The 20,438-nt window shown below is 25.7% G+C and carries 17 protein-coding genes and 1 other annotated feature; of the genes, 2 read left to right on the top strand and 15 right to left on the bottom strand.

The annotated features are described in order from the left end of the window. Positions 1-161: 161 nt before the first annotated feature. The 3 genes from gltX to J2Z25_RS16930 form a co-directional block, all read right to left on the bottom strand. The gene (gene gltX / locus J2Z25_RS16940) at positions 162-1,823 is read right to left on the bottom strand and encodes a glutamate--tRNA ligase (protein WP_209741410.1); all 1,662 of its coding nucleotides are present in this window, start codon (positions 1,821-1,823) and stop codon (positions 162-164) included. Positions 1,824-1,884: 61 nt separating this feature from the next. Continuing rightward, positions 1,885-2,121 (bottom strand) — a binding site (T-box leader). 82 nt (positions 2,122-2,203) lie between these two features. Beyond that, positions 2,204-2,737 (bottom strand): permease, encoded by a 534-nt coding sequence (locus J2Z25_RS16935; RefSeq protein ID WP_209741409.1) that lies wholly within the window; start codon positions 2,735-2,737, stop codon positions 2,204-2,206. Next, a complete protein-coding gene (locus J2Z25_RS16930; protein WP_209741408.1) occupies positions 2,734-3,219 on the bottom strand; it encodes a permease in 486 nt (161 codons plus the stop codon). Before J2Z25_RS16930 ends, J2Z25_RS16935 begins: the two co-directional genes overlap by 4 nt. Before the next feature lie 283 nt (positions 3,220-3,502). Here J2Z25_RS16930 and J2Z25_RS16925 point away from each other — a divergent pair, with 283 nt between their 5' ends. Then, complete coding sequence (locus J2Z25_RS16925; RefSeq protein WP_209741407.1) at positions 3,503-4,699, top strand: glycoside hydrolase family 3 protein; 1,197 nt, start codon at positions 3,503-3,505, stop codon at positions 4,697-4,699. A 167-nt stretch (positions 4,700-4,866) separates the two neighbouring features. Here the strand turns inward: J2Z25_RS16925 and J2Z25_RS16920 are convergent, their stop codons facing one another. The 6 genes from J2Z25_RS16920 to pdxR all read right to left on the bottom strand — a co-directional run bounded on the left by J2Z25_RS16920 (position 4,867) and on the right by pdxR (position 11,392). Next, the gene (locus tag J2Z25_RS16920) at positions 4,867-5,547 is read right to left on the bottom strand and encodes a hypothetical protein (protein WP_209741406.1); all 681 of its coding nucleotides are present in this window, start codon (positions 5,545-5,547) and stop codon (positions 4,867-4,869) included. A gap of 145 nt (positions 5,548-5,692) precedes the next feature. Further along, a complete protein-coding gene (locus J2Z25_RS16915; RefSeq protein ID WP_209741405.1) occupies positions 5,693-7,546 on the bottom strand; it encodes a DUF4153 domain-containing protein in 1,854 nt (617 codons plus the stop codon). Positions 7,547-7,562: 16 nt separating this feature from the next. Further along, positions 7,563-7,769, bottom strand: a complete 207-nt coding sequence (locus J2Z25_RS16910; protein ID WP_008677151.1) for a helix-turn-helix domain-containing protein — start codon at positions 7,767-7,769, stop codon at positions 7,563-7,565. Positions 7,770-7,783: 14 nt separating this feature from the next. Next, positions 7,784-8,278, bottom strand: coding sequence for a DUF2975 domain-containing protein (locus tag J2Z25_RS16905; RefSeq protein ID WP_008677149.1), 495 nt, complete (start codon positions 8,276-8,278; stop codon positions 7,784-7,786). A 452-nt stretch (positions 8,279-8,730) separates the two neighbouring features. After that, positions 8,731-9,918: a pentapeptide repeat-containing protein gene (locus tag J2Z25_RS16900; RefSeq protein ID WP_209741404.1), complete on the bottom strand. Its 1,188-nt coding sequence runs from the start codon at positions 9,916-9,918 to the stop codon at positions 8,731-8,733. A gap of 79 nt (positions 9,919-9,997) precedes the next feature. After that, positions 9,998-11,392, bottom strand: coding sequence for a MocR-like pyridoxine biosynthesis transcription factor PdxR (gene pdxR, locus J2Z25_RS16895; RefSeq protein WP_209741403.1), 1,395 nt, complete (start codon positions 11,390-11,392; stop codon positions 9,998-10,000). 132 nt (positions 11,393-11,524) lie between these two features. On the opposite strand from pdxR, the gene alr reads away from it, so the two are divergent. Further along, positions 11,525-12,682, top strand: a complete 1,158-nt coding sequence (gene alr / locus J2Z25_RS16890; RefSeq protein WP_209741402.1) for an alanine racemase — start codon at positions 11,525-11,527, stop codon at positions 12,680-12,682. A 16-nt stretch (positions 12,683-12,698) separates the two neighbouring features. Here the strand turns inward: alr and J2Z25_RS16885 are convergent, their stop codons facing one another. From J2Z25_RS16885 to J2Z25_RS16860, 6 genes are all read right to left on the bottom strand, one after another. Continuing rightward, positions 12,699-13,529 (bottom strand): ComEC/Rec2 family competence protein, encoded by an 831-nt coding sequence (locus J2Z25_RS16885; protein ID WP_209741401.1) that lies wholly within the window; start codon positions 13,527-13,529, stop codon positions 12,699-12,701. Positions 13,530-13,719: 190 nt separating this feature from the next. Next, entirely contained in the window at positions 13,720-14,517 is a 798-nt protein-coding gene (locus J2Z25_RS16880; RefSeq protein WP_209741400.1) for a DUF4037 domain-containing protein, read from the bottom strand. Positions 14,518-14,862: 345 nt separating this feature from the next. Next, positions 14,863-16,701, bottom strand: coding sequence for an asparagine synthase (glutamine-hydrolyzing) (gene asnB / locus J2Z25_RS16875; RefSeq protein ID WP_209741399.1), 1,839 nt, complete (start codon positions 16,699-16,701; stop codon positions 14,863-14,865). A gap of 265 nt (positions 16,702-16,966) precedes the next feature. Further along, the gene (gene yidA / locus J2Z25_RS16870) at positions 16,967-17,779 is read right to left on the bottom strand and encodes a sugar-phosphatase (RefSeq protein ID WP_209741398.1); all 813 of its coding nucleotides are present in this window, start codon (positions 17,777-17,779) and stop codon (positions 16,967-16,969) included. A 100-nt stretch (positions 17,780-17,879) separates the two neighbouring features. Next, the gene (locus tag J2Z25_RS16865; protein ID WP_008677140.1) at positions 17,880-18,149 is read right to left on the bottom strand and encodes an ATP cone domain-containing protein; all 270 of its coding nucleotides are present in this window, start codon (positions 18,147-18,149) and stop codon (positions 17,880-17,882) included. Between the two features lie 52 nt (positions 18,150-18,201). Continuing rightward, positions 18,202-20,256, bottom strand: coding sequence for a bifunctional diguanylate cyclase/phosphodiesterase (locus J2Z25_RS16860; RefSeq protein ID WP_209741397.1), 2,055 nt, complete (start codon positions 20,254-20,256; stop codon positions 18,202-18,204). Positions 20,257-20,438: the final 182 nt, after the last annotated feature.

Genomic DNA, 20,438 nt, shown 5'->3' with positions numbered 1-20,438 from the left:
AAAAAATATGGCTCCAATTAAATATCGAAGCCATTTTTGTAATTCACAATGATATATCCTTTTTAACAATGTCTACTTTTTAGGGGGCAGACCATAACGCGACCCCCTTTTTATTATAATCATAAATCAAAATTTTTCTTATTCTTTTTCAAATATTCCTACTATAGATTTAAAAAATTTTCAAATCTAGATCTTACCTTATCTTCACCTAATATTTGCATAATAGTATAAAGATCTGGAGTATTACTTCTATGAGATAAAGCAGCTCTTACAGCTCCAGCAACATCAGAAATCATTCCCTTAAATGCATCTGGATTTGCTTTATATTCTTTTCTATTTGCACAGTATCCAAGTTCTGCTCCAATAACCTTTAATTCTTCAAACCAATTTTCTTGGCTTCCTGAATTAAAATTGAATTTATCTTTATATACTTTAATTATTTCTTTTGCATTTTCTAAGCTTAAAGTCTTTGGAAGCTCAACATTTTCTGCTGTTTCCTTATTGAATAATTCATCAAAGAAGTAATCCACTTTTCCTCTTACTTCATCCCACTTAGCAAAGTCTTTTCTTGGCTTTGGACCTTCTTTATCTATATTGAAGATTTCTTTTGACATCTTTTCATTAGATGTTACTAAATCGTACATTTCCTTATCGAACTCTTTAGCCCAAGCTGTATAGTAATCATAAACTACATCTGCTTTCATTTTGCAAATAACTTCTTTACTTACATCATTTAATTTAACTATATCAAATAATGCTCCTGATTTACTCATCTTATCTAAAGCAACTTCAAATTCATGATAATCTAAGCTAGGATTTTCTGATCTCCAATCTTCAAATGTAGAGTTTATTATGTTTAATAAGTACTCTATTACTGATACCATTGGATATCCAACTTCTTTGTAATATGAAACTGCGGCTTCAGCATCTTTTCTCTTTGATAATTTTCTCTTTGAACCATTATCCTTTTTCATTATTGTTGGTATATGAGCATAATTGGGTCTTTCAAAACCTAATGTATCAAATAATTGTACGTGTATAGGTAATGATGAAAGCCATTCTTCACCTCTTATAACATGAGTAGTTCTCATTAATGCATCATCTATAGCATGTGCGAAATGATAAGTTGGAAGTCCATCTCCCTTTATTATAACTATATCTTGATTATTTTCTGGGAAACTTATATCCCCTTTTATTAAATCATGGAATTCTACTCTATTTTCTATATTTCCTGGTGACTTAAATCTAATTATGTAGCTTTCACCATTATTTATTTTTTCCATTGCTTCTTCAGGAGTTAAATTTCTATCCTTAGCAAATTCACCATAATATCCTGGTGTTATTTTAGCTGCAGTTTGCTTTTCTCTAAGCTCTGCTAATTCTTCTGGTGTATCAAATGCTGGATATGCTAATCCTTTTTTGATTAAATCTTTTGCAAAAGCTCTATAAATGTCAGCTCTTTCGCTTTGTCTATATGGACCATATTCCCCTTTAGATGTTTTATCTCCAGTCATTCCTTCGTTAAAGTCCATTCCAAAATTGTGCATTGTTTGAATTGTATCTTCTATAGCACCCTCAACTTCTCTTTTTTGGTCAGTATCTTCTATTCTTAAGAAGAAAACACCTTCACTTTGGCTTGCTAATCTTTCATTTATTAAAGCTGCAAAAACCCCTCCAATATGTTGGAAGCCTGTTGGTGATGGTGCATATCTTGTAACGACTGCACCTTCTTTTAAATTTCTTTTTGGATACATTGCAACATAATCTTCTGGTGTTTTATTAACATTTGGAAATATTAATTCTGCTAATTTTTCAAAACTCATATTCATCTTCCTTCCGTAGTTTAAAATTTTATATAAATAAAAAAGCCCTTCATCCTATAAATATTAGGACGAAAGACAAAATTCCGCGTTACCACCTAAATTGATTAATTAGTTAAAATTAATCCACTCATTCTCTTTAAGGGGAGAATCCCATAAACCTACTGGCAATTTTTTTAATATGCTGTTTCAGTTTATAGCTCCAGAGCTTCCTTCAATAGCATCAATTTTTAAGCTTCCACCCCTGCTTAAATCTCTGTAAAATGACTATCTATCTACTTTTCTCTTTCATAGCTTATTATTTATAGTTTATCATAAACATTATAACTATACATTTAGCATTTGTAAATAATTTTATACTATTCATTTCATAACATTATTTTTCAATCTAAATTATCACTATAAAGTCTATCTAACTCATTTGGGGGCATTAAAACTTGAACTAAATACCCCATTATTATTACTCCAGGTATATCAATCAAAAGTCTTGCTAAAGTAAATTTATATCCTAGTGAAGAAAACTCAAACATTAATGTAGATATTTTAGTTACACACCACGCATTCATAAATATTATTATATTGCTAAATTTAACTCCTTTTTTTATAAGAACTTTTGTAAATGGAAAAGCTGCATACATTGGCCCTGCTGCTATTGATCCTATCAACATAGCAAGAGAAATTCCTTTTATACCTGAATTATCTCCCATATATTTCATCATAGTTTCTCTTGGAATCCAAACATCCATAAGACCAAGAATTATCATTATTGGAGGTACTACTTCAATCATTTGTTTAAAACTTGAGAAAGCTATACCAAATGACTTTATCCCTAACTCTTTATTAAAAACTGTTACTATTACCGTTACTATAAGTAATATAATAAAAAAAGAATATCTTTTAACTAAAGCTTTTATCATATAATTGTCACCACCATTTCAACAAAAAATGCTACTATTATCGAAAAAACAAAAGCTAATATATTCCTATAAATTGCTGCCCTTTTTCCTATATGCTTAGCTTCTAAAGGAATTGTAATTATCCCGATTAAAGTAAGAGTTGATATGAGAGCTGCAACTTGGGCTATACCTGCTCCATTTTTAAGTAACATATCTCCTGTAGAAAATGCTACAAATGTAGGCATCATTGCAATACTTCCTAAGACTGCAGACAAAAGTACTCCAAATATACCACTATTACCTCCAATTATATTAGATATCGTCTCTGGCTTTAATATTGCAAGGGTTAAACCAACTACTAAGATTATGCCTAAAAATTGAGGCAATATATTTTCTATTGACTTCCATCCTTTTAACAATGCCTTATTAGTTTTTTCCTTATCTTTTCTATATGATATTAAAAATAATATAGCTGCTGCTAAATAAATTATTAAACTACTCATTTTATTTCACTTCTAAAAATTTATTATCAATATTATTATATAAGTTAAATTTAATTAGGTGAAAAGATGATTTTGAATTAAAATTCAAAATATAAACTCCATAAATAGTTAATAAAAATTGTCCAGTTGTGTATATATCCATATAATGTAGTTATAATTAATAATATACAAATTGCTAAAAAAGTAACTTTAATTAAAAATTATTAATTTGATATAGTTAAAATAAAGTTAAAATCATTACTGCAATTTTGTATAAAAACTTTAAAAGTATTGGAGACATAATATGAAAAAATCAATTTTAGTTATTTCTATCATTTTGTTATTTATAGCTTCTTTTATTATAAGTTATAAATATTTTAATTCTAAAAAAACAAATGAAAACACAAACGGAGAAGAAATCTCTGATTCAATTATAGATAACGGCTCAGATAATAATTCAAATAATAATCAAACCCAGTTACCTAATGAAGATATCAACTTAAAAAAAGCAAAAGAATTATTGTCTACTATGACATTAGAGGAAAAAGTTGGACAAATGTTTTTTATTAGGTGTATGAAAGATAGTGCACTTGAAGATTTACAAAACTATAAGGTTGGAGGATTTATTTTATTTGATAATAATATAAAGGATGAAACTAAAGAATCTTTAACTCAAACATTATCAAATTATCAAAGCAACTCAAAAATAAAACTTCTAATCGGAATAGATGAAGAAGGTGGAATCGTTAATAGGTTAAGTTGGTATCCTGAATTTAGGGCTGTTCCTTTTTATTCACCTCAAGAACTATATAATGAAGGCGGATATCCATTAGTAGCTAGCGATACTAAGGAAAAAGCAGAACTACTAAAAAGTATAGGAATTAATATGAATTTAGCACCAGTATGCGATGTATCAGTAAATCCAAATGATTTTATTTATCCTAGAACTTTTGGCATGGATGCTTTAGAAACATCTAAGTATATTGAAATAGTAGTAAATACTATGAATGAAAATAAAATAGGATCTGCATTAAAACACTTTCCTGGTTATGGAAACAATGTAGATACTCATACTGGAATATCTATCGATGAAAGAAGTTATGAAAGCTTTCAAAATTCTGATTTTCTACCTTTTAAGGCTGGAATTGATGCAGGAGCTAGTAGTATATTAGTATCTCATAATATCGTAAAATCAATGGATGCAAATCTTCCTGCATCACTTTCTCCGAGTGTTAATAAAATCATTAGAAATGAATTAAAATTTGATGGAGTAATTATGACTGATGATTTACAAATGAGTGCTATAAAAGAATATATTGGTGATTCTACATCTGCAGTATTAGCCATAATTGCTGGTAATGACTTAATAATAGCCTCTGATTTTGATGTGCAAATACCATCTGTGCTAGAATCTATAAGAGCTGGAGAAATTCAAGAAGAACGTATAAATGAGTCTGTATTAAGAATTCTTAAGTTAAAATTTGATTTAGGGATAATTTAATAGGATAACTTTATAATTTTTAAACTTATAGTCTGACATATCACTATAAGTAATAAACAAAAAAATTGAGCATATATAAGTTTGATTTTATCTCTCCCTGAGAGTAACACAAACTTATATATGCCCAATTAAAAATGAAGAAAATAACTTCGTAAATAATTTACACTTTATTCCTCGCTACTATCATCTTTAAAATCTTCTTTATCTTTATAATTATTATTAACTTCTTTATTAACTTTTCCTACTTCATATAAAATTCTATTTTCTATTCCTTTTATTCCTTTAGTTAATTTAGTATATTGCTTATTAACAAATGAATTTTCATTTCCATTAGGTTGTAAGTATCCTTTTTCTACTTCCATAACTGCTTTAGTTTTACCAAACTCATTCGCACTTGTTAATTTATGCCTAGCCGAAATTAACTTCTTTAAACTATCTTCAACTATTACTCCATCACTATTTTCATTAAAGTTTATTCTGTTTTTAGAATTAATACTTTCTTTCTTTTTATTATTTTCTTCCAACTTACTTTGTTTTTCTAAAGCTTCTTTTTCTTTTTCTATCAGTCTCATTTGTTGTATTTCAGATTCTACTTCAGCAATTTTTTTATTTATCTCTTCAAGCTTCATTCTCTTTTCTTTAGGATCCATTTCAGTTTCTTGAAGTTCTATTTTTTGTTCTTTAAAATCCTCTTTTAATCGCTGCAAGTTTTTTATTATTTGATTTGAACTTTTTTCTACAGCTACACTTTTTCTCTCTTCAACTTTTTCTTTCTTTTGATTTTCTGAAGCTTTTTTAAGACTATTATATATTGGATTATCCCAATTATTTATTCTTTGAATCTGCATAAAATCCCCCCCTTAACTTATTTAGATTATCGTTTCTTTTAGGCGGTCCTTTATCATTTTCTATTGTTTATATCTTATGAATAAATTCCTAATAATTTTTATTCAAGCTTAAATCTTATTACATTAATTTAAAATAATTAGTTTTTTATTTAAAAATCCTATTATTAAAGTAGTTATATTCATACCAGTGTTTAGTAATAGCCCTTTTATTATACCAATCGTAATAATACTTGCTTTCTATTAAACCTTTATCATAGCCTTCTTTTACTGCATCCTGAGCATCTAAGGATAATCTAGTCAAATATCTATCATCTATTTCATGTTTCGTATTAATTATATTTATATTTTGCTTTACTATATAATTATCTATATTAATATAATTCAAACATAAATATATAGTTAATCCCACAATTGCTGTTGGCTTAAACAAATACTTTCCTCTCCATATAAATGCAAGTAATATAATTAAAGAAATACATAAGAAAACTGTAAATGCTTGAACTAAAATTCTTAATCTAGTATATCCAAATTCCTCTATATATAAGTTCATCTTATATATAGCAGAAGCCCCCATATTTATAGTTAGTACTGTTATTATGCTATATAAAGAATTCAAAACATTTTTTACTCTTCTATTATTTGCTGATGTTTTAAAATTCATTATCGTTATCATTGATAAATTTACTATTACTAATGCAACTAGTTGAAAGAAACCATCTCTAGCATAGTCAGCAAAATTAAATCCAGCTGGTAAAGCCTTATTTAAATATAAATATGAAATTTGTATTTTAGTAAATACTAAATAAAGTATAGTTATTGAAATTAATATAGTAATTATTGTTGTTGAATTAAAATCTTTTTTTATTGAATTATTTTGTACATCTCTTACCTCTGTACAATTTAAACTATAGTATAACCCAAATACTAAAAACATTATTATTATTGCTATAATGGCTTTTAATATAAAGTCATAAATATTTTCTATATTAAGATATCTCCATATATTTGCTAAATAATAACTAAATATCTCATCTGCACCTGCAAGTAAGATACCGAGTATTATAATTAAAGGTATTGATATAAGTAATCCAATTAATATTGATTTAATATGATTATTTTCTTTTTTAATATTCCCTTTTTTTAATGTTTCTCTTAATACTGAAGGGATTTTAGTTGAATTGCTTAGCGATTGTCCTATAATTATTTCTAAAAATGATGTTCCAAAACCTATTAACTTGAATTCAATATTTTTAAATGTTAATAATAAAAATCCTGAAAACAGCGAAATTGGTATAACCAATAAATTTAACACTCTGAAGAATTCATTTGTAAAAATACCATAAGTAAATGATAAAATTATACTAGATGCTACAAAGAAATACCCAAGAAAACTTTTATTTTTTACTCCTACAATTAACATAAAAATTATCGTCATTAAAATTGTTAAAACAGCAACTGAAATACCTAAATATCCCAAAATAAACTTTGAGAATAATATTCCAACACCTAAAGAGAAGGCTATAAGAATTAATGCTTTATTAGTATCCATTTTTTGTTTTTCAATATCTATTTTAGAATTTCTTATTTTATATTTACTATTCATATTTATAAATTCTTTTAATGAGTCAACTGCTAAAGATTCATAATTATTTATTCTACATTGATCTAAAACATTTATAATAAGATCATTTTCCACTTTATTAATGTTATTTGCCCATCTACATTCTTCAAATACTAAACTTTCATCTATTAATTTTACTTCTGAATTAGTAGCGTCAATAAACATTAAACTAACATTATAGTCTTCTATATGAATCTTCTTGTTATAATTAATAATTGGAGAATCTTCAAATTCTATTCTTCCTTCTTTCCATCTCTCAATGCACTCTTCTGGTGTTTCTTCATTTTTCATGCCTATTATAGGTAATCGATTTTTTGATCGTTTTAATAAAAGGATTTTTTCTCCTTTCACTAAAACTAAAGCTACAGTATTGACCATATTTTCTACACCTCCATTATTCACTTATATATTCCAATATATCCCCTGGTTGACAATTAAGTTCTCTACAAATAGCTTCTAAAGTAGAAAATCTAATTGCTTTTGCTTTATTATTTTTTAATATAGAAAGGTTAGCATTAGTTATACCCACTCTTTCTGCTAACTCATTTAATGAAATTTTTCTTTTTGCCATCATAACATCTAAATTTACGATTATTCCCATACTATTCTCCTTCATCATATAGTTAAATCATTTTCTTCTTTGAACGTAACTGCCTTATCAAAAACCTTTGCTAATATAAATATAAAAGCTGATGCAAATAAAAATATAAATACTTCCATATCTGTATGAATCCCCATATTATCTACATATATAAATTTAAACTCTTTAAAATTTGAATTTATAAATAAATTAATAAAATAACATAAAGCTATTACTAATGATGATGATGATATTTTCTTGAAAGCAATTGCATTTGATCTGACAAATGGATCTCCAATTATTAATGTATTTATTATTCCTTTAAGCTGAAATACTATATAAAATAAACTGCTAATACCAATAACTAATAATACTATAACTATCCCTTTATTTATGACAATATCTTGTATTCCTCTTTTATAAAATGTAATATAGAATACTCCACCAGTAAGAGCTATTCCAAAAACTATTGTAATATTAAGTATAATAGATAGTACCTTAGATAAATTCTTTTCGTCTTTTAAATTCATAATAATCTCTCCTTTTCTAATAAATATATTAACATTCAATGAATCGTTTATCAAGTTTTTTTTATCGAAAAACAATATATCCTTATTTTATGTTATTATTTAATTTTATATATTCTTAAATTGATTTTACATAATATTTTATAGGAATTGTCATTAAATTATGTATAGAAAAAGTACTCACTCTATAGAAAAAAACTATATTAAATAAAAAAAATAATTCATAAAGATCAATGTGTAATTTTATAGATAATGTAGCTTAAGATATACAAAATTAATACTTAGAGAATTAGATAATAATTTAAATTGTCAATTTAAAACTAAAAGAGGTGTTAAAAACACCTCTTGTTATTCGAATATTTTACTTACTCTTAATTATGTAGGTACTTTAAATTTATTTCTAGTAACTACTTAGCTTTTATATTTTATAATATTCCTTATATTTATAACTATATTTATCTTACTATCTTTTTTACTAATGCTCCAGTTCCTATTCCCATCATTAAGACTCCTAATAACATTTCTATATTACTTAGCATATAAGAAATCGGAGCTGGTTGAGCCTCATTAAGTCCTACTGCTGCAAACATACCTACACTTAAATTTAAGCTTTCGTTATAATCCCTTAAAAATTCTCTAAATGTATGACCATTTTCTAAAAATGAATATCTAACAATTTGTTCATCTACTTTTATTCCAAAAATCAAATATAAAATCGAAAATACAAATATTACAAAAAGTGAAAAATATGCTGCATATAATGGTCTTTCTCCATATCCACAAGTTACTAATCCTAAAAATGACATTATTCTTGGGATAGGTTTTAAAACCTTTCTTTGTGTTTTTCTACACAAAAAATAATACTCACCAAAATTATTAACTAAGTTATTTTCCTTAAATTTATCTGCTATATTCTCATATACTGTATATATACCTTCATATTCATCTCTATTTTTCTTTCTTAATTTTATTTTATCTATAAATGTTTTTTCATCTAACTTACTTTTATATTTATCCCTAAATTCTAAGTCTTCTATATATGAATTTACTATTTTAGCACCAGATAAATCAGTATCTATTATTATTATTTTCTTTAAATCACAATTAAATATCATTCCACTTGTCATATCATTTAATTCAAAATTAGTATTTCTTAAATTGCACTTATTAAAAATGATATGTCCTATATCACAGTTTAAGAATTTTGCATATACATTACATTCATTAAATTCACACGAAAAATTATCTTCCTTATTTAGATTAGGTGTCGTATCACTTTCTTGCTTAATAAAAATACATTCATCAAAAACTGCACCCCCACCTATGAAGTCGCAATTTATAAAATAGCATCCTATAAACTTACATCCCTTAAATTTTATATTGGAAAATTTGCAATTTATAAATTTTGTACAAATTATATCTGTATAACTTATCTCCTGAAATTCATCTTCACTTTTAGGATGCCCTCCACCTAAAATACTGCTATTAAACTCTTTAAAACTATACTTTTCATTTGGAATATAATTACTAGATATATTTTTATCTTTCTTAATTTGATTAAATAATCTCTCATTATTTTTAGTTCTATTTTCGAATTGTATTTTAGCTTTATATACTTCTTCTTTAAAATTAATATAAGACATAATACATGCTCCTTACAAATGAGTATTTTATCCGCTTATATTATTATGTCTATATATTATTTTATTAATCACTTATTTATTATAGTTCCCAGGCTTCTTTTAATAATATTACTGCTTCTTCTATTTCTTTATTAGTTAAACTAGCATACCCTAAAAAAACTACACTTGTATTAATTTTCATATTAGAATATGAATTAGATAAACCTAATATCTTTATTTCTTTCTTATCTGCTTTTTCAATTAATTGCTCTTCTGTCATTCCATTATTAACCTTTAACAATAAATGTAAACCTGAGTTAGTACCTATTATTTCAGTTCCTTTAAGATATTTTTTTATTAATGACACTAAAAGCTCTCTTTTTTTCTTATATATATTTCTCATTTTGTTTAGATGTCTTTCAAAATACCCATCCTCCATAAATCTAAATAAAGATTGTTGATCTATCCTTGAAACTGTGCAAGTAAGAAAACTAAAATTCTTTCTATATATTTTAATTAATTCATTAGGTAAAACCATATATCCTATTCTAATTGAAGGTGCAAAGCATTTAGAAAAAGTTCCTAAATATATGACCTTCTCCATAGTATCTAAACTTTGAAGTGCAGGTATTGGTTTACCTTCAAATCTAAACTCACTATCATAATCATCTTCAATTATATATCTATTACTTTTTTCATTTGCCCAAGATAAAAGTTGCATTCTTCTACTTATTGGCATTATAGCTCCTGTAGGAAATTGATGAGATGGTGTTATATGAATTATATCTACATTGCTATTATTAAGATTTTCTATACTTATACCCTGACCATCTATATTTATAGGGTTAGCTTCTATTTTATGTGTCTTTAATATTTTTCTTATTTTATAATAACCTGGCTCTTCCATACCATAACTCTTATCACTACCTAAAATATTTATTAATATTTGAACTAAATACTCTGTTCCTGCTCCAATAACTATATTATCAGCAGTTGAATTAACTCCCCTAGAAAACCTTAAATAATTAGAAATAGCTTCCCTTAAATTTCTATCTCCTTGAGAATGGCCTATTTGTAATAAATTTTTATTTTCCTCATTTATTATATCTTTATTTATTTTTCTCCATGTTGCATAAGGAAAGCTTTCTAAATCCACTCTACTTGAAAAAAACTCATATTTATACTTTTTTCTAACTACTTTTTTATTATCATCTTTATCATTAATTTGGCTAATATTTATTACTCCTTGAAGCTCTGATACATAATATCCTCTTTTAGGTTTTGATATTATATATCCTTCTGTAATAAGTTGTTCATATGCTGATTCTATTGTATTTTGGCTAATTTCTAAATGCTTAGAAAGCTTTCTCTTTGATGGTAGCTTGCTATTTGATTCTAACCTACCACTTTGAATTTCCTTTTTTATAAAATCATATAATTGTATATATAAAGGAACTCTACTGTTTTGATCTAAATTAATATTAATAAATTCCATATTATCTCCTTTTATATTTATAAAACTGACCTTGCTAAATTAATCTAAACTGACACTTATCAAAGAATCAGTTTATGTATATAATAGTATCAGTGGTATTACTAATAAGTCAATGATAGCGAGGATTTAGATATGAATTTATTACATCCAATTTGGGCAGAAATTAATTTAAATAATTTAATATATAACATAAATCAAATAAAGAAAAAATCTAGTAATAGTGAAATAATTGGAGTCGTAAAGGCAAATGCATATGGGCATGGTGCAGTAGAAATATCAAAAGTTTTACTTAATCACGGCATTAATAGGCTTGCAGTTGCTAATATAGTTGAAGCAATTGAGCTTAGAGAAAATGAAATTAAAGCTCCTATAATGCTCCTTGGAATTAGTGAAGATTATGCAATAGATGCACTACTTGAATATGATGTTGAACCAACAATATCAACTTATGAATTTGCTATGAATCTTAATAATAAAGCAAAAGCTTTAAATAAAACTGTTTATATTCATATAGCTATGGATTCTGGAATGGGTAGAATTGGTTTTAGAAAAAATGATAAAGGTTTAGAAGATATAATAAACATTTCTAAATTAAGTAATCTCAAAATTGAAAGTATTTTTTCTCATTTTTCTACTGCTGATTCTAAAGACAAAAGTTATTCTTTGAGGCAACTTGAAATATATAATACTTTCTTGGATAAACTTCAAGAAGCTGGGGTTTATATAAATAAAAAGAATTTATCTAATAGTGCTGCTATAATTGATTTACCAGAAAGCCATTATGATTATGTAAGACCTGGAATAATTCAATATGGTTATTATCCTTCAGATGAAGTTGATAAAAATCATTTTGATATAAAGCATGTTTTAACATGGAAAACTAAAATCATTCATATAAAAGAAGTTGAAGAAAATGAATATATAGGTTATGGCCAAACTTTTAAAACTAGTAGAAAAACTGTAGTTGCAACTTTACCAGTTGGTTATGCAGATGGTTATTCTAGAGGGCTTTCTAATAAAGGAAAAGTCATTATAAACGGTCAACTAGCCCCTATTATAGGTAATGTTTGTATGGATCAATTTATGGTTGATATTACTGATATAGAAAATGTTCCCCTTGGAAATGAAGTTATATTACTAGGCTCTGATGGAAATGTTAAATTTGATGCAGATGATATTGCTAAATTAACAAATACAATAAGTTATGAAGTGCTTTGTCTTATTGGTAGAAGAGCTCCAAGAATATATATAAAAGATTACAAAACTATAGGAATTAGATATTTAATGTAAAAGGGACTATTTAAAATCAGTCCCTTTCCTCTTTATATACATTTATTTTAATACCATTACTATTAACATGAATTTCTCCATCTCCTGTAATTAGCACATTACTTTTTATATTCTTTAATGATTCTTTAAGCTTTTTACTCGGCTTATGCTCAACATTATCAGTTGTTATTATAGAAGTATTAGGCTTAACTTTAGCTAAAAAATCAGCCATAAAATCATTATTTCTACCATGATGAGGAATTTTTAATAAATCATAATTCTTAATTTCTGAATCATTTAGTAGATCTTCTGTAGAGCTTTCTTCTATGTCACCTGCAAATAGAAATTTATTTTTTCCATACTTTACACTTAGAACTATGGAGTTATCATTTTCATTGAAATAATTCTTCTTTGGAGCTATAACTTTTACTTTTAAATCGCCATCAAATATTTTTTCTTCTAATTCAACCTTTTTTATTTCTATACTTTTTTTATTTGCCACATTTACCATTTCTCTATACTGTTTTTTTTCTTCATTTATATAAGATGTATAAATTTTCTCTGTTTCTATTTTTTCTAATATTTTATCTGCTCCACCAACATGATCTTTATCAATATGTGTTATTATCATATAATCTAATTTTTTAACGTCTAAATCCTTTAATCTTTTTACTATATATTCTCCATTTTCATCTCTTGCTGTATCAATTAAAATATTAACTTCATTACTTTTAATTAGAATACTATCTGCCTTACCAACATTAAAGAAATAAATATCTATTTCTTCAAGTTCTTTCATTTTTACGTCACATGCTGTAGAAGTAAAAAATGGAATAATAAATAAAAATATAAATTTTAAGTTTTTCATCTTGCCCTCACTTACATTTTTATAACTATATTTTAATATTTATTTCATTATTTCCTTGATTTTTATATTCATATACAAATTTATACAAAAAAATACTTGAATACCTAATTTAGTTTATCCAAGTATTTTTTATAATGTGTATAAAAATCTATTATTCAATATTATTTTTATCAAGTATATTTATTTATTCTTATATAATGTTATCTAAATTATTTATAAGTGAATCTAAATACAATAATAAATCATTATCTATGCTTCCAGATAATTTTAAAATATTATTTATATCCTCTTCAAAATTTCTAGGTATCTTATCACATGTATTTTTAATTATATTTATTAACCGTTTTTCTCCTGGATGTGGAATTTCATTAATTGCAAATATTATATCAAAATAGCTTGCTAAAAATCCTGATAATCTATGATTAATGCTATTTAAATCCCCTCTTTTTATCGCCTTACTTATTTGGTTATAGTAAGAAGATATATTGTTTTTTAATAAAGGATAATTCTTTTCTATAATATTTTCTTTAAGCTTACTAGGATATTTACACTTTGTACTTTCTTTTAATTTACTTAATCTTCCCTCTCTATCAAAAATTATATTTGAATTTTTAATATTATGCCAAAAACAAGTACTATATCCTACAGATGCATTATTTTTAACTAATATATTATTTATTACATCTTCTATCCAAGGCATTCCAAAATAAGCTATATCTATTGGAATATTATTATACCTTAATATAAATTCATCTCCTTGCCCCCAATAATCATTTCCAACTTCTTTATAGCTTGCATACTTACTAACTATTTTTTCTCTTATTTCAATTGGAATATCAGAATAAGTAAATATATCAATATCTATATCTGATAAATTATCATTTCTTTTTGCTGTGGAAGAACCTGCAAAACTTATTGCTGCTACCTCTTTTATATCTTTGAAGTCACTTATTATTTCCTCTAAAATTAAATTCAATTTCTTATCCATTATCTCTCCCCCTTCTATTCCTTATTAAATTTTACTACGTATATATTTATAAATAAATTAGAAAAAGAAACAAAAAAATTAAATATTTCTATATTAATTTAATAAACGCTAAATTAATATATAAAAGTAACATTTCAGATTGTTTATATAATTAATAAAAACCCAAGAATATTAAAGATAAAAAATAATAAGCATCTCCCAACACTAAATTTGGAAGATGCTTACTTTAAGTTATATAAATTGCTATTTAAAAATTCTATCTTTTATATGGTTACTAATGAAACATATTAATTTTATGCCTAATCTTTGTTAAGTAACCTAAAATAGTCTTTGCTTCTTATAAAATTACATTAATTTTACATTATAAGATTTTAACCAATTATTCACTTGTATTAAATATGCTATCATTTGTGGTCCTGTCATTAATTGTCCATACCAAGGTGTCTTATATGATGATCCTTGCGTATCAACTATTTCTTTTACCTTTGTTTTATCTATTATATCTAAAATAGGTGAAGATTTATCATTCAATATTTTAGTCATTTTATTACAAACCATCTCTGTATATATTGGATTATGAGTCTTAGGATATGGACTCTTCTTTCTATATATTATAGATTCAGGTAATATTCCTTCTAATGATTTTCTTAACAAACCTTTTTCCCTACCCTCTAATAATTTTATATTTGATGGTATATTAAATGCATATTCTACTAATCTATAATCCGCAAAAGGAACTCTAACTTCTAAACTATTTGCCATACTCATTCTATCTTTTCTATTTAATAAATTAACCATAAACCATCTTAAATTTAAGTAAAATAGTTCCCTCATTCTATGCTCTAACTTACTTTCTCCACTCAAATGAGGAACTTCTTTTAAAGTGTCATTATAAGCAGTTTGTGCAACTTCTTCTATCTTTAAATTCTTTAAATCTGGACTTAATATTGCTTTTCTTTCGCCTATAAATCTAGACCAAGGGAAGGTATTGGAATTTATCATCTCTTCATTTGTAAACCATGGATATCCTCCAAATAATTCATCAGCACATTCTCCAGATAAGGCTATAACAAAATCTTTTTTAACTTCTTTACAAAATAAATATAAAGACGAATCCACATCTGCCATTCCTGGTAAGTCTCTTCCAAACACTGCATCATCTAATGCATTTACTAAATCTCTATGATTTAATACAACAGTTCTATGGTCACTACCAATATACTCAGCCATCACCTCTGCAAAATGCTGGTCAGATGTTGGTTGGAATAATGATGATTTAAAGTACTTCTCATTATCTTCATAATCTATTGAATAAGTTGTAAGTGTTTTATTTCTCTTCTTATATTCCTTTGCAGCTATTGCTGATATAGCTGAGGAATCTAAGCCACCTGATAAGAAAGTACAAAGTGGAACATCCCCAACTAATTGTCTATCAATTGAATCAATAAGTAAACTTCTAACATGTTCTACTGCTTCTTCTTCACTTTCATTAAATTCTTCAGCTTTTAATTCCCAATACATATCTTTCTTAATTCCATCTTCATTTACAATTATATATTGTGCTGGTTTAACTTCTTCAATATTTTTATATACTGTTGTTCCTGGTATTACCGCTGGTCCAAGTGCAAATAGTTCTGTTAAACCATCTTTGTCTACTACTGGTTCCACATATGGATGCTTAAATAAAGCTTTTATTTCTGAACCAAATATAAATGTGCCATTTTTCATTGTATAAAATAATGGCTTAACTCCCATAACATCTCTTGCAAGTACAACTCTCTTTTCATTTTCATCATAAATTGCAAATGCAAATATTCCATTAAATTTTTTAATACAATCCAATCCCCATCTAATGTATGAAGTAAGTAATACCTCAGTGTCTGAATATCCTTCAAAAATATATCCATCATTTATTAATTCTTTTCTTAAATCTTCGGTATTATATAGTTCTCCATTATACACAAGTACATATTCTTTTCCATTAACAACCTTTTTCATAGGCTGCTTTCCACCCTCTGGATCAACTACAATAAGTCTTCTATGTCCAAACATTATATTATTGGATATATAAGTACCTCCAGCATTCGGTCCCCTGTGAATTAGTGTATCTGTCATAGCCTTTAAGGTTCCAATATTCTCTTTAATGTTTTCCTTAAAATTCACAAATCCTGTTATTCCACACATAATCATCCTTCTTTCTGTATTTGTCTATTATATATAGTTATATGATTATGTTTTACAATAGTTCGTTAAAAATACGGAGGAAAAATGAAATAATGAAAGAACATGAGGAATGAAAAAATGAAGGAATGAAAGAGTTAAGGAAATAATTCAGCAAAGCTTAATTATAAGAAACAAAAAATTCTTAGGATAAAATCCTAAGAATCTTCTTATTTTATAATCTAGCTACCGCTAGATTATTTCAACAATTTTTTCATTCTTTAATTCTTTAATTATTCTCTAGTATGAACTTTTCTATTACTTTTGCAACTCCATCATTTTCGTTTGTGTCTGTAATATAATCTGCAATTTTTTTTAGTTCATCAAAGGAATTGCCCATAGCTACACCAAGTCCTGCATATTCTATCATATGAACATCGTTTCCTGCATCGCCTAATGTTATTATTTCTTCTCTCTTTATTCCTAGATGTTTTGCTAATAATTCTACACCTAGGCCTTTATTAGCATCTTTGTTTAAGAATTCTAGGAAGTATGGTGTACTTCTTACAACAGTATATTTTTCATATACTTCTTTTGGTAATTTTTCTATAGCTGGTCCTAATATCTCAGGTTCATCTATCATCATGATTTTTATCATAACTTCATCATCTGCTATAGAATCTATATTCATTTCATGAATTTCTATATTATTAATTTGAGCTTCTACTTCTGTATATTTGCTACTCTTAGGAGTAATTAATCCTTTCTTTTCCCAGAAAGCATGAATATTTACACCTAATTCATCACTTAAATTTTTTAAGTAATGTAAATCAGAACCATTTAATGCTACTTTATTTATTGCTTCTTTATTTTTTGTTTTTTGAACTAGAGCTCCATTATAGCTAAGCACATAATCTTTTTCTGTTAACATATCTAATTCTTCTAAATATCTTGAAACACCTTCTATTGGTCTTCCAGTTGCTAAAACTACTGTAACTCCCTTGTCTCTTGCTTCTTGGATAGCTTTCTTAGTTCTGTCAGATATACTTTTATCTTCTCTAAGTAAAGTTCCATCCATATCCATAGCTACTAACTTATACATTTGTAATCCTCCGTTTATAATTAAAGTTAATTGAATTATATCATAACAATAACTATAAATGAATTTATTATATTCATCTTAAATTCTTCTCTGTTATATTTTATTTATCAAATTCAACATAAGCCCTTAAAATAGAATTAAAACCATCTCTTTTTAAAATTTCAAAAATTGTACCTATTACTTCATAACTAGAAGTAACTAAGGAATCTTTTCTAACCTTTAATAATACTTTTTCAACATCATTTACTAGTATGTTTAAATCTGATTCGTTTACCATTGTTCCAGAATCTCTTGCAGCATTTTCTATACTAGTTTTAACTTTTCTAATATTAAATTTTTCAATTCTTCCATCTTTTTTTACTATATTCATAAAGAACCTTCTTTCTATAATAAATTAATTTTAACTTAATTAAAACTTAAATTTAATTTGTCACTGCTACCTCTTTAAAACAAGTTTCTATATTATTAATATTTGATATAAGTTTATAAAAATCATTTAAATTCAAAGGTTTACTTATATAATACCCTTGAATTTTATCACACTCTATATTTTTAAGTAATTCAAACTGGTTTTTCATTTCAACTCCTTCACAAACAACATCTAAACCTAAAGTATGTGCTAAGTTAATTAGAGTTTTAATAATAGCAAATGTTTTTTTGTCATTTTCTACACTTATCAGTAAACTTCTATCTATCTTTAGAGTATCTAATGGTAAAGTTTTTATATAATTAAAAGAAGAATATCCTACTCCAAAGTCATCTAAAGCTATATTAAAGCCAAGTTTTCTTAATTTATTTAATATCTTTACAGTAGACTCAATATTATCTATTATTTCATCTTCAGTAATTTCTATCTTTATGAAATTAGGATTTACATTACTTTCATTTACTATACTCATAACTCTTTCTAAAAAGTTAATTTGCTTTAAAGCAGTATATGATATATTTACCGAAACTTTAAAATCTTCTTCAGTTAAGCTTCTCATTTTTTCACAAAATTCACATGATTCTTTTAATACAAATTCATCTATCCTAATTATATCCCCATTTTTTTTAGCTAATGGTATAAATTTTGTTGGTGAAATTATTCCAGTAGGACTAATCCATCTACTTAAAGCTTCAGCGCCTACTATCTTTTTAGATTTAACATCATATATTGGTTGGTAATACACTTCAAATTCATTATTGTCTATAGCCTTACTCAATCTACTTTCGAGATTTAAATCTTCTAACATTTCTTCTGAAAATATCTTATATTTATTTCCACCTTCTTGTTTTCCTTTATACATAGATATGTCAGCATACTTTAATAAAGTAAATACATCTTCAGCATGATCTGGATAGCAGCTTATTCCTATACTTGCTTTTAAACTAAAATTATATTTATTAAATTGAATATTTTTATTTAAAAGTTTTAATGTCTCCTCTGCTATGTCATTTATATTATCTAAATAACTTTCTCCTCTTTTAACCACTATAAATTCATCTCCGCCTAGTCTACCAACAGTTATATCATCAGAATATAAACCTGTTAATCTATCAGCTATAACCCTTAAAATCTCATCTCCTGTATTATGTCCTAAAGTATCATTTATATTTTTAAAGTCATCCAGGTCTATAAAATAAATGCTGAACTTCTCATCTCTACTTATTAACTCTATTAAATATTCAAGCAAGTTATGCCTATTTAATAAATTTGTCAAAGTATCATAATTAGCTAAATAAGTCATATCCTCAGCATATTTTTTTATCTGAGTAACATCGTTTACTATTATTGAAAAATATCCCTTATTAAGTGAGTACACCGATACAACTCCCCACTTATCATCTACTATGTTTATCTCTTGTGCAATACACTCTGATTTTGAATCCTTTATTCTTGTTAGAATTTCTAATATTTTATCTTTATCTCTAGAAAAATTTTGATATATAACAGATAATTTATTATTTATGATATCTTCCTGTGAAAGACCTAATAGCTCTGTTCCAGCAAAATTAACATCTATAATAACTCCATCTATATACTCTCCTTCATTATTCATTATTGCTTTTAAATGGAAAAATGAATTAGACATTGCATTTAATATATTTGTATAATTTTTTTCCTCTTCCTGCAAATGAATTTCTGTATTTATAAGCTTATCTAATACTATATTGATTTCATCATCCAACTTACTTATTTCATCATCTTTAAAATTATTATTTTTTTTATCTGTTGTTCTTATCAATTTTCCCATGGATTTTTCTATTAATTCTAATCTTTTTATTATGTTTTTATTAAAAAACAGATAAAGTCCTATATTTATTAATGTTAATAAGAATAATATTAAAAATAGTGTTAATCTATAATTTATAATTATTTCTGCTGAATTTTCCTTTAGTTTATAAACTATAAATATGAATATTGAACTAATAATAATTGATAGTAATAATGTGGAATAGAATAACAGTGTTGCTATTTTTCTCGAAAGCTTCAATTTGTTCACATCCCAATTCATTATTTTTTCTTACTATAATTATACAATTTTTCGTGTATACCATTCAAGTTTTTTAAATTTATATTTAAAGATATTAGATACAACTTATTTAATTAAAACTATATTAGATTTTTAATAAATTACAAATACCATTGATTCTAATATAAAATAAAGGAATGACT

It is taken from the genome of Clostridium tertium, assembly GCF_017873245.1.
Lineage (GTDB): Bacteria > Bacillota > Clostridia > Clostridiales > Clostridiaceae > Clostridium > Clostridium tertium.
This window is presented reverse-complemented; position numbering and strand designations above follow the sequence as displayed.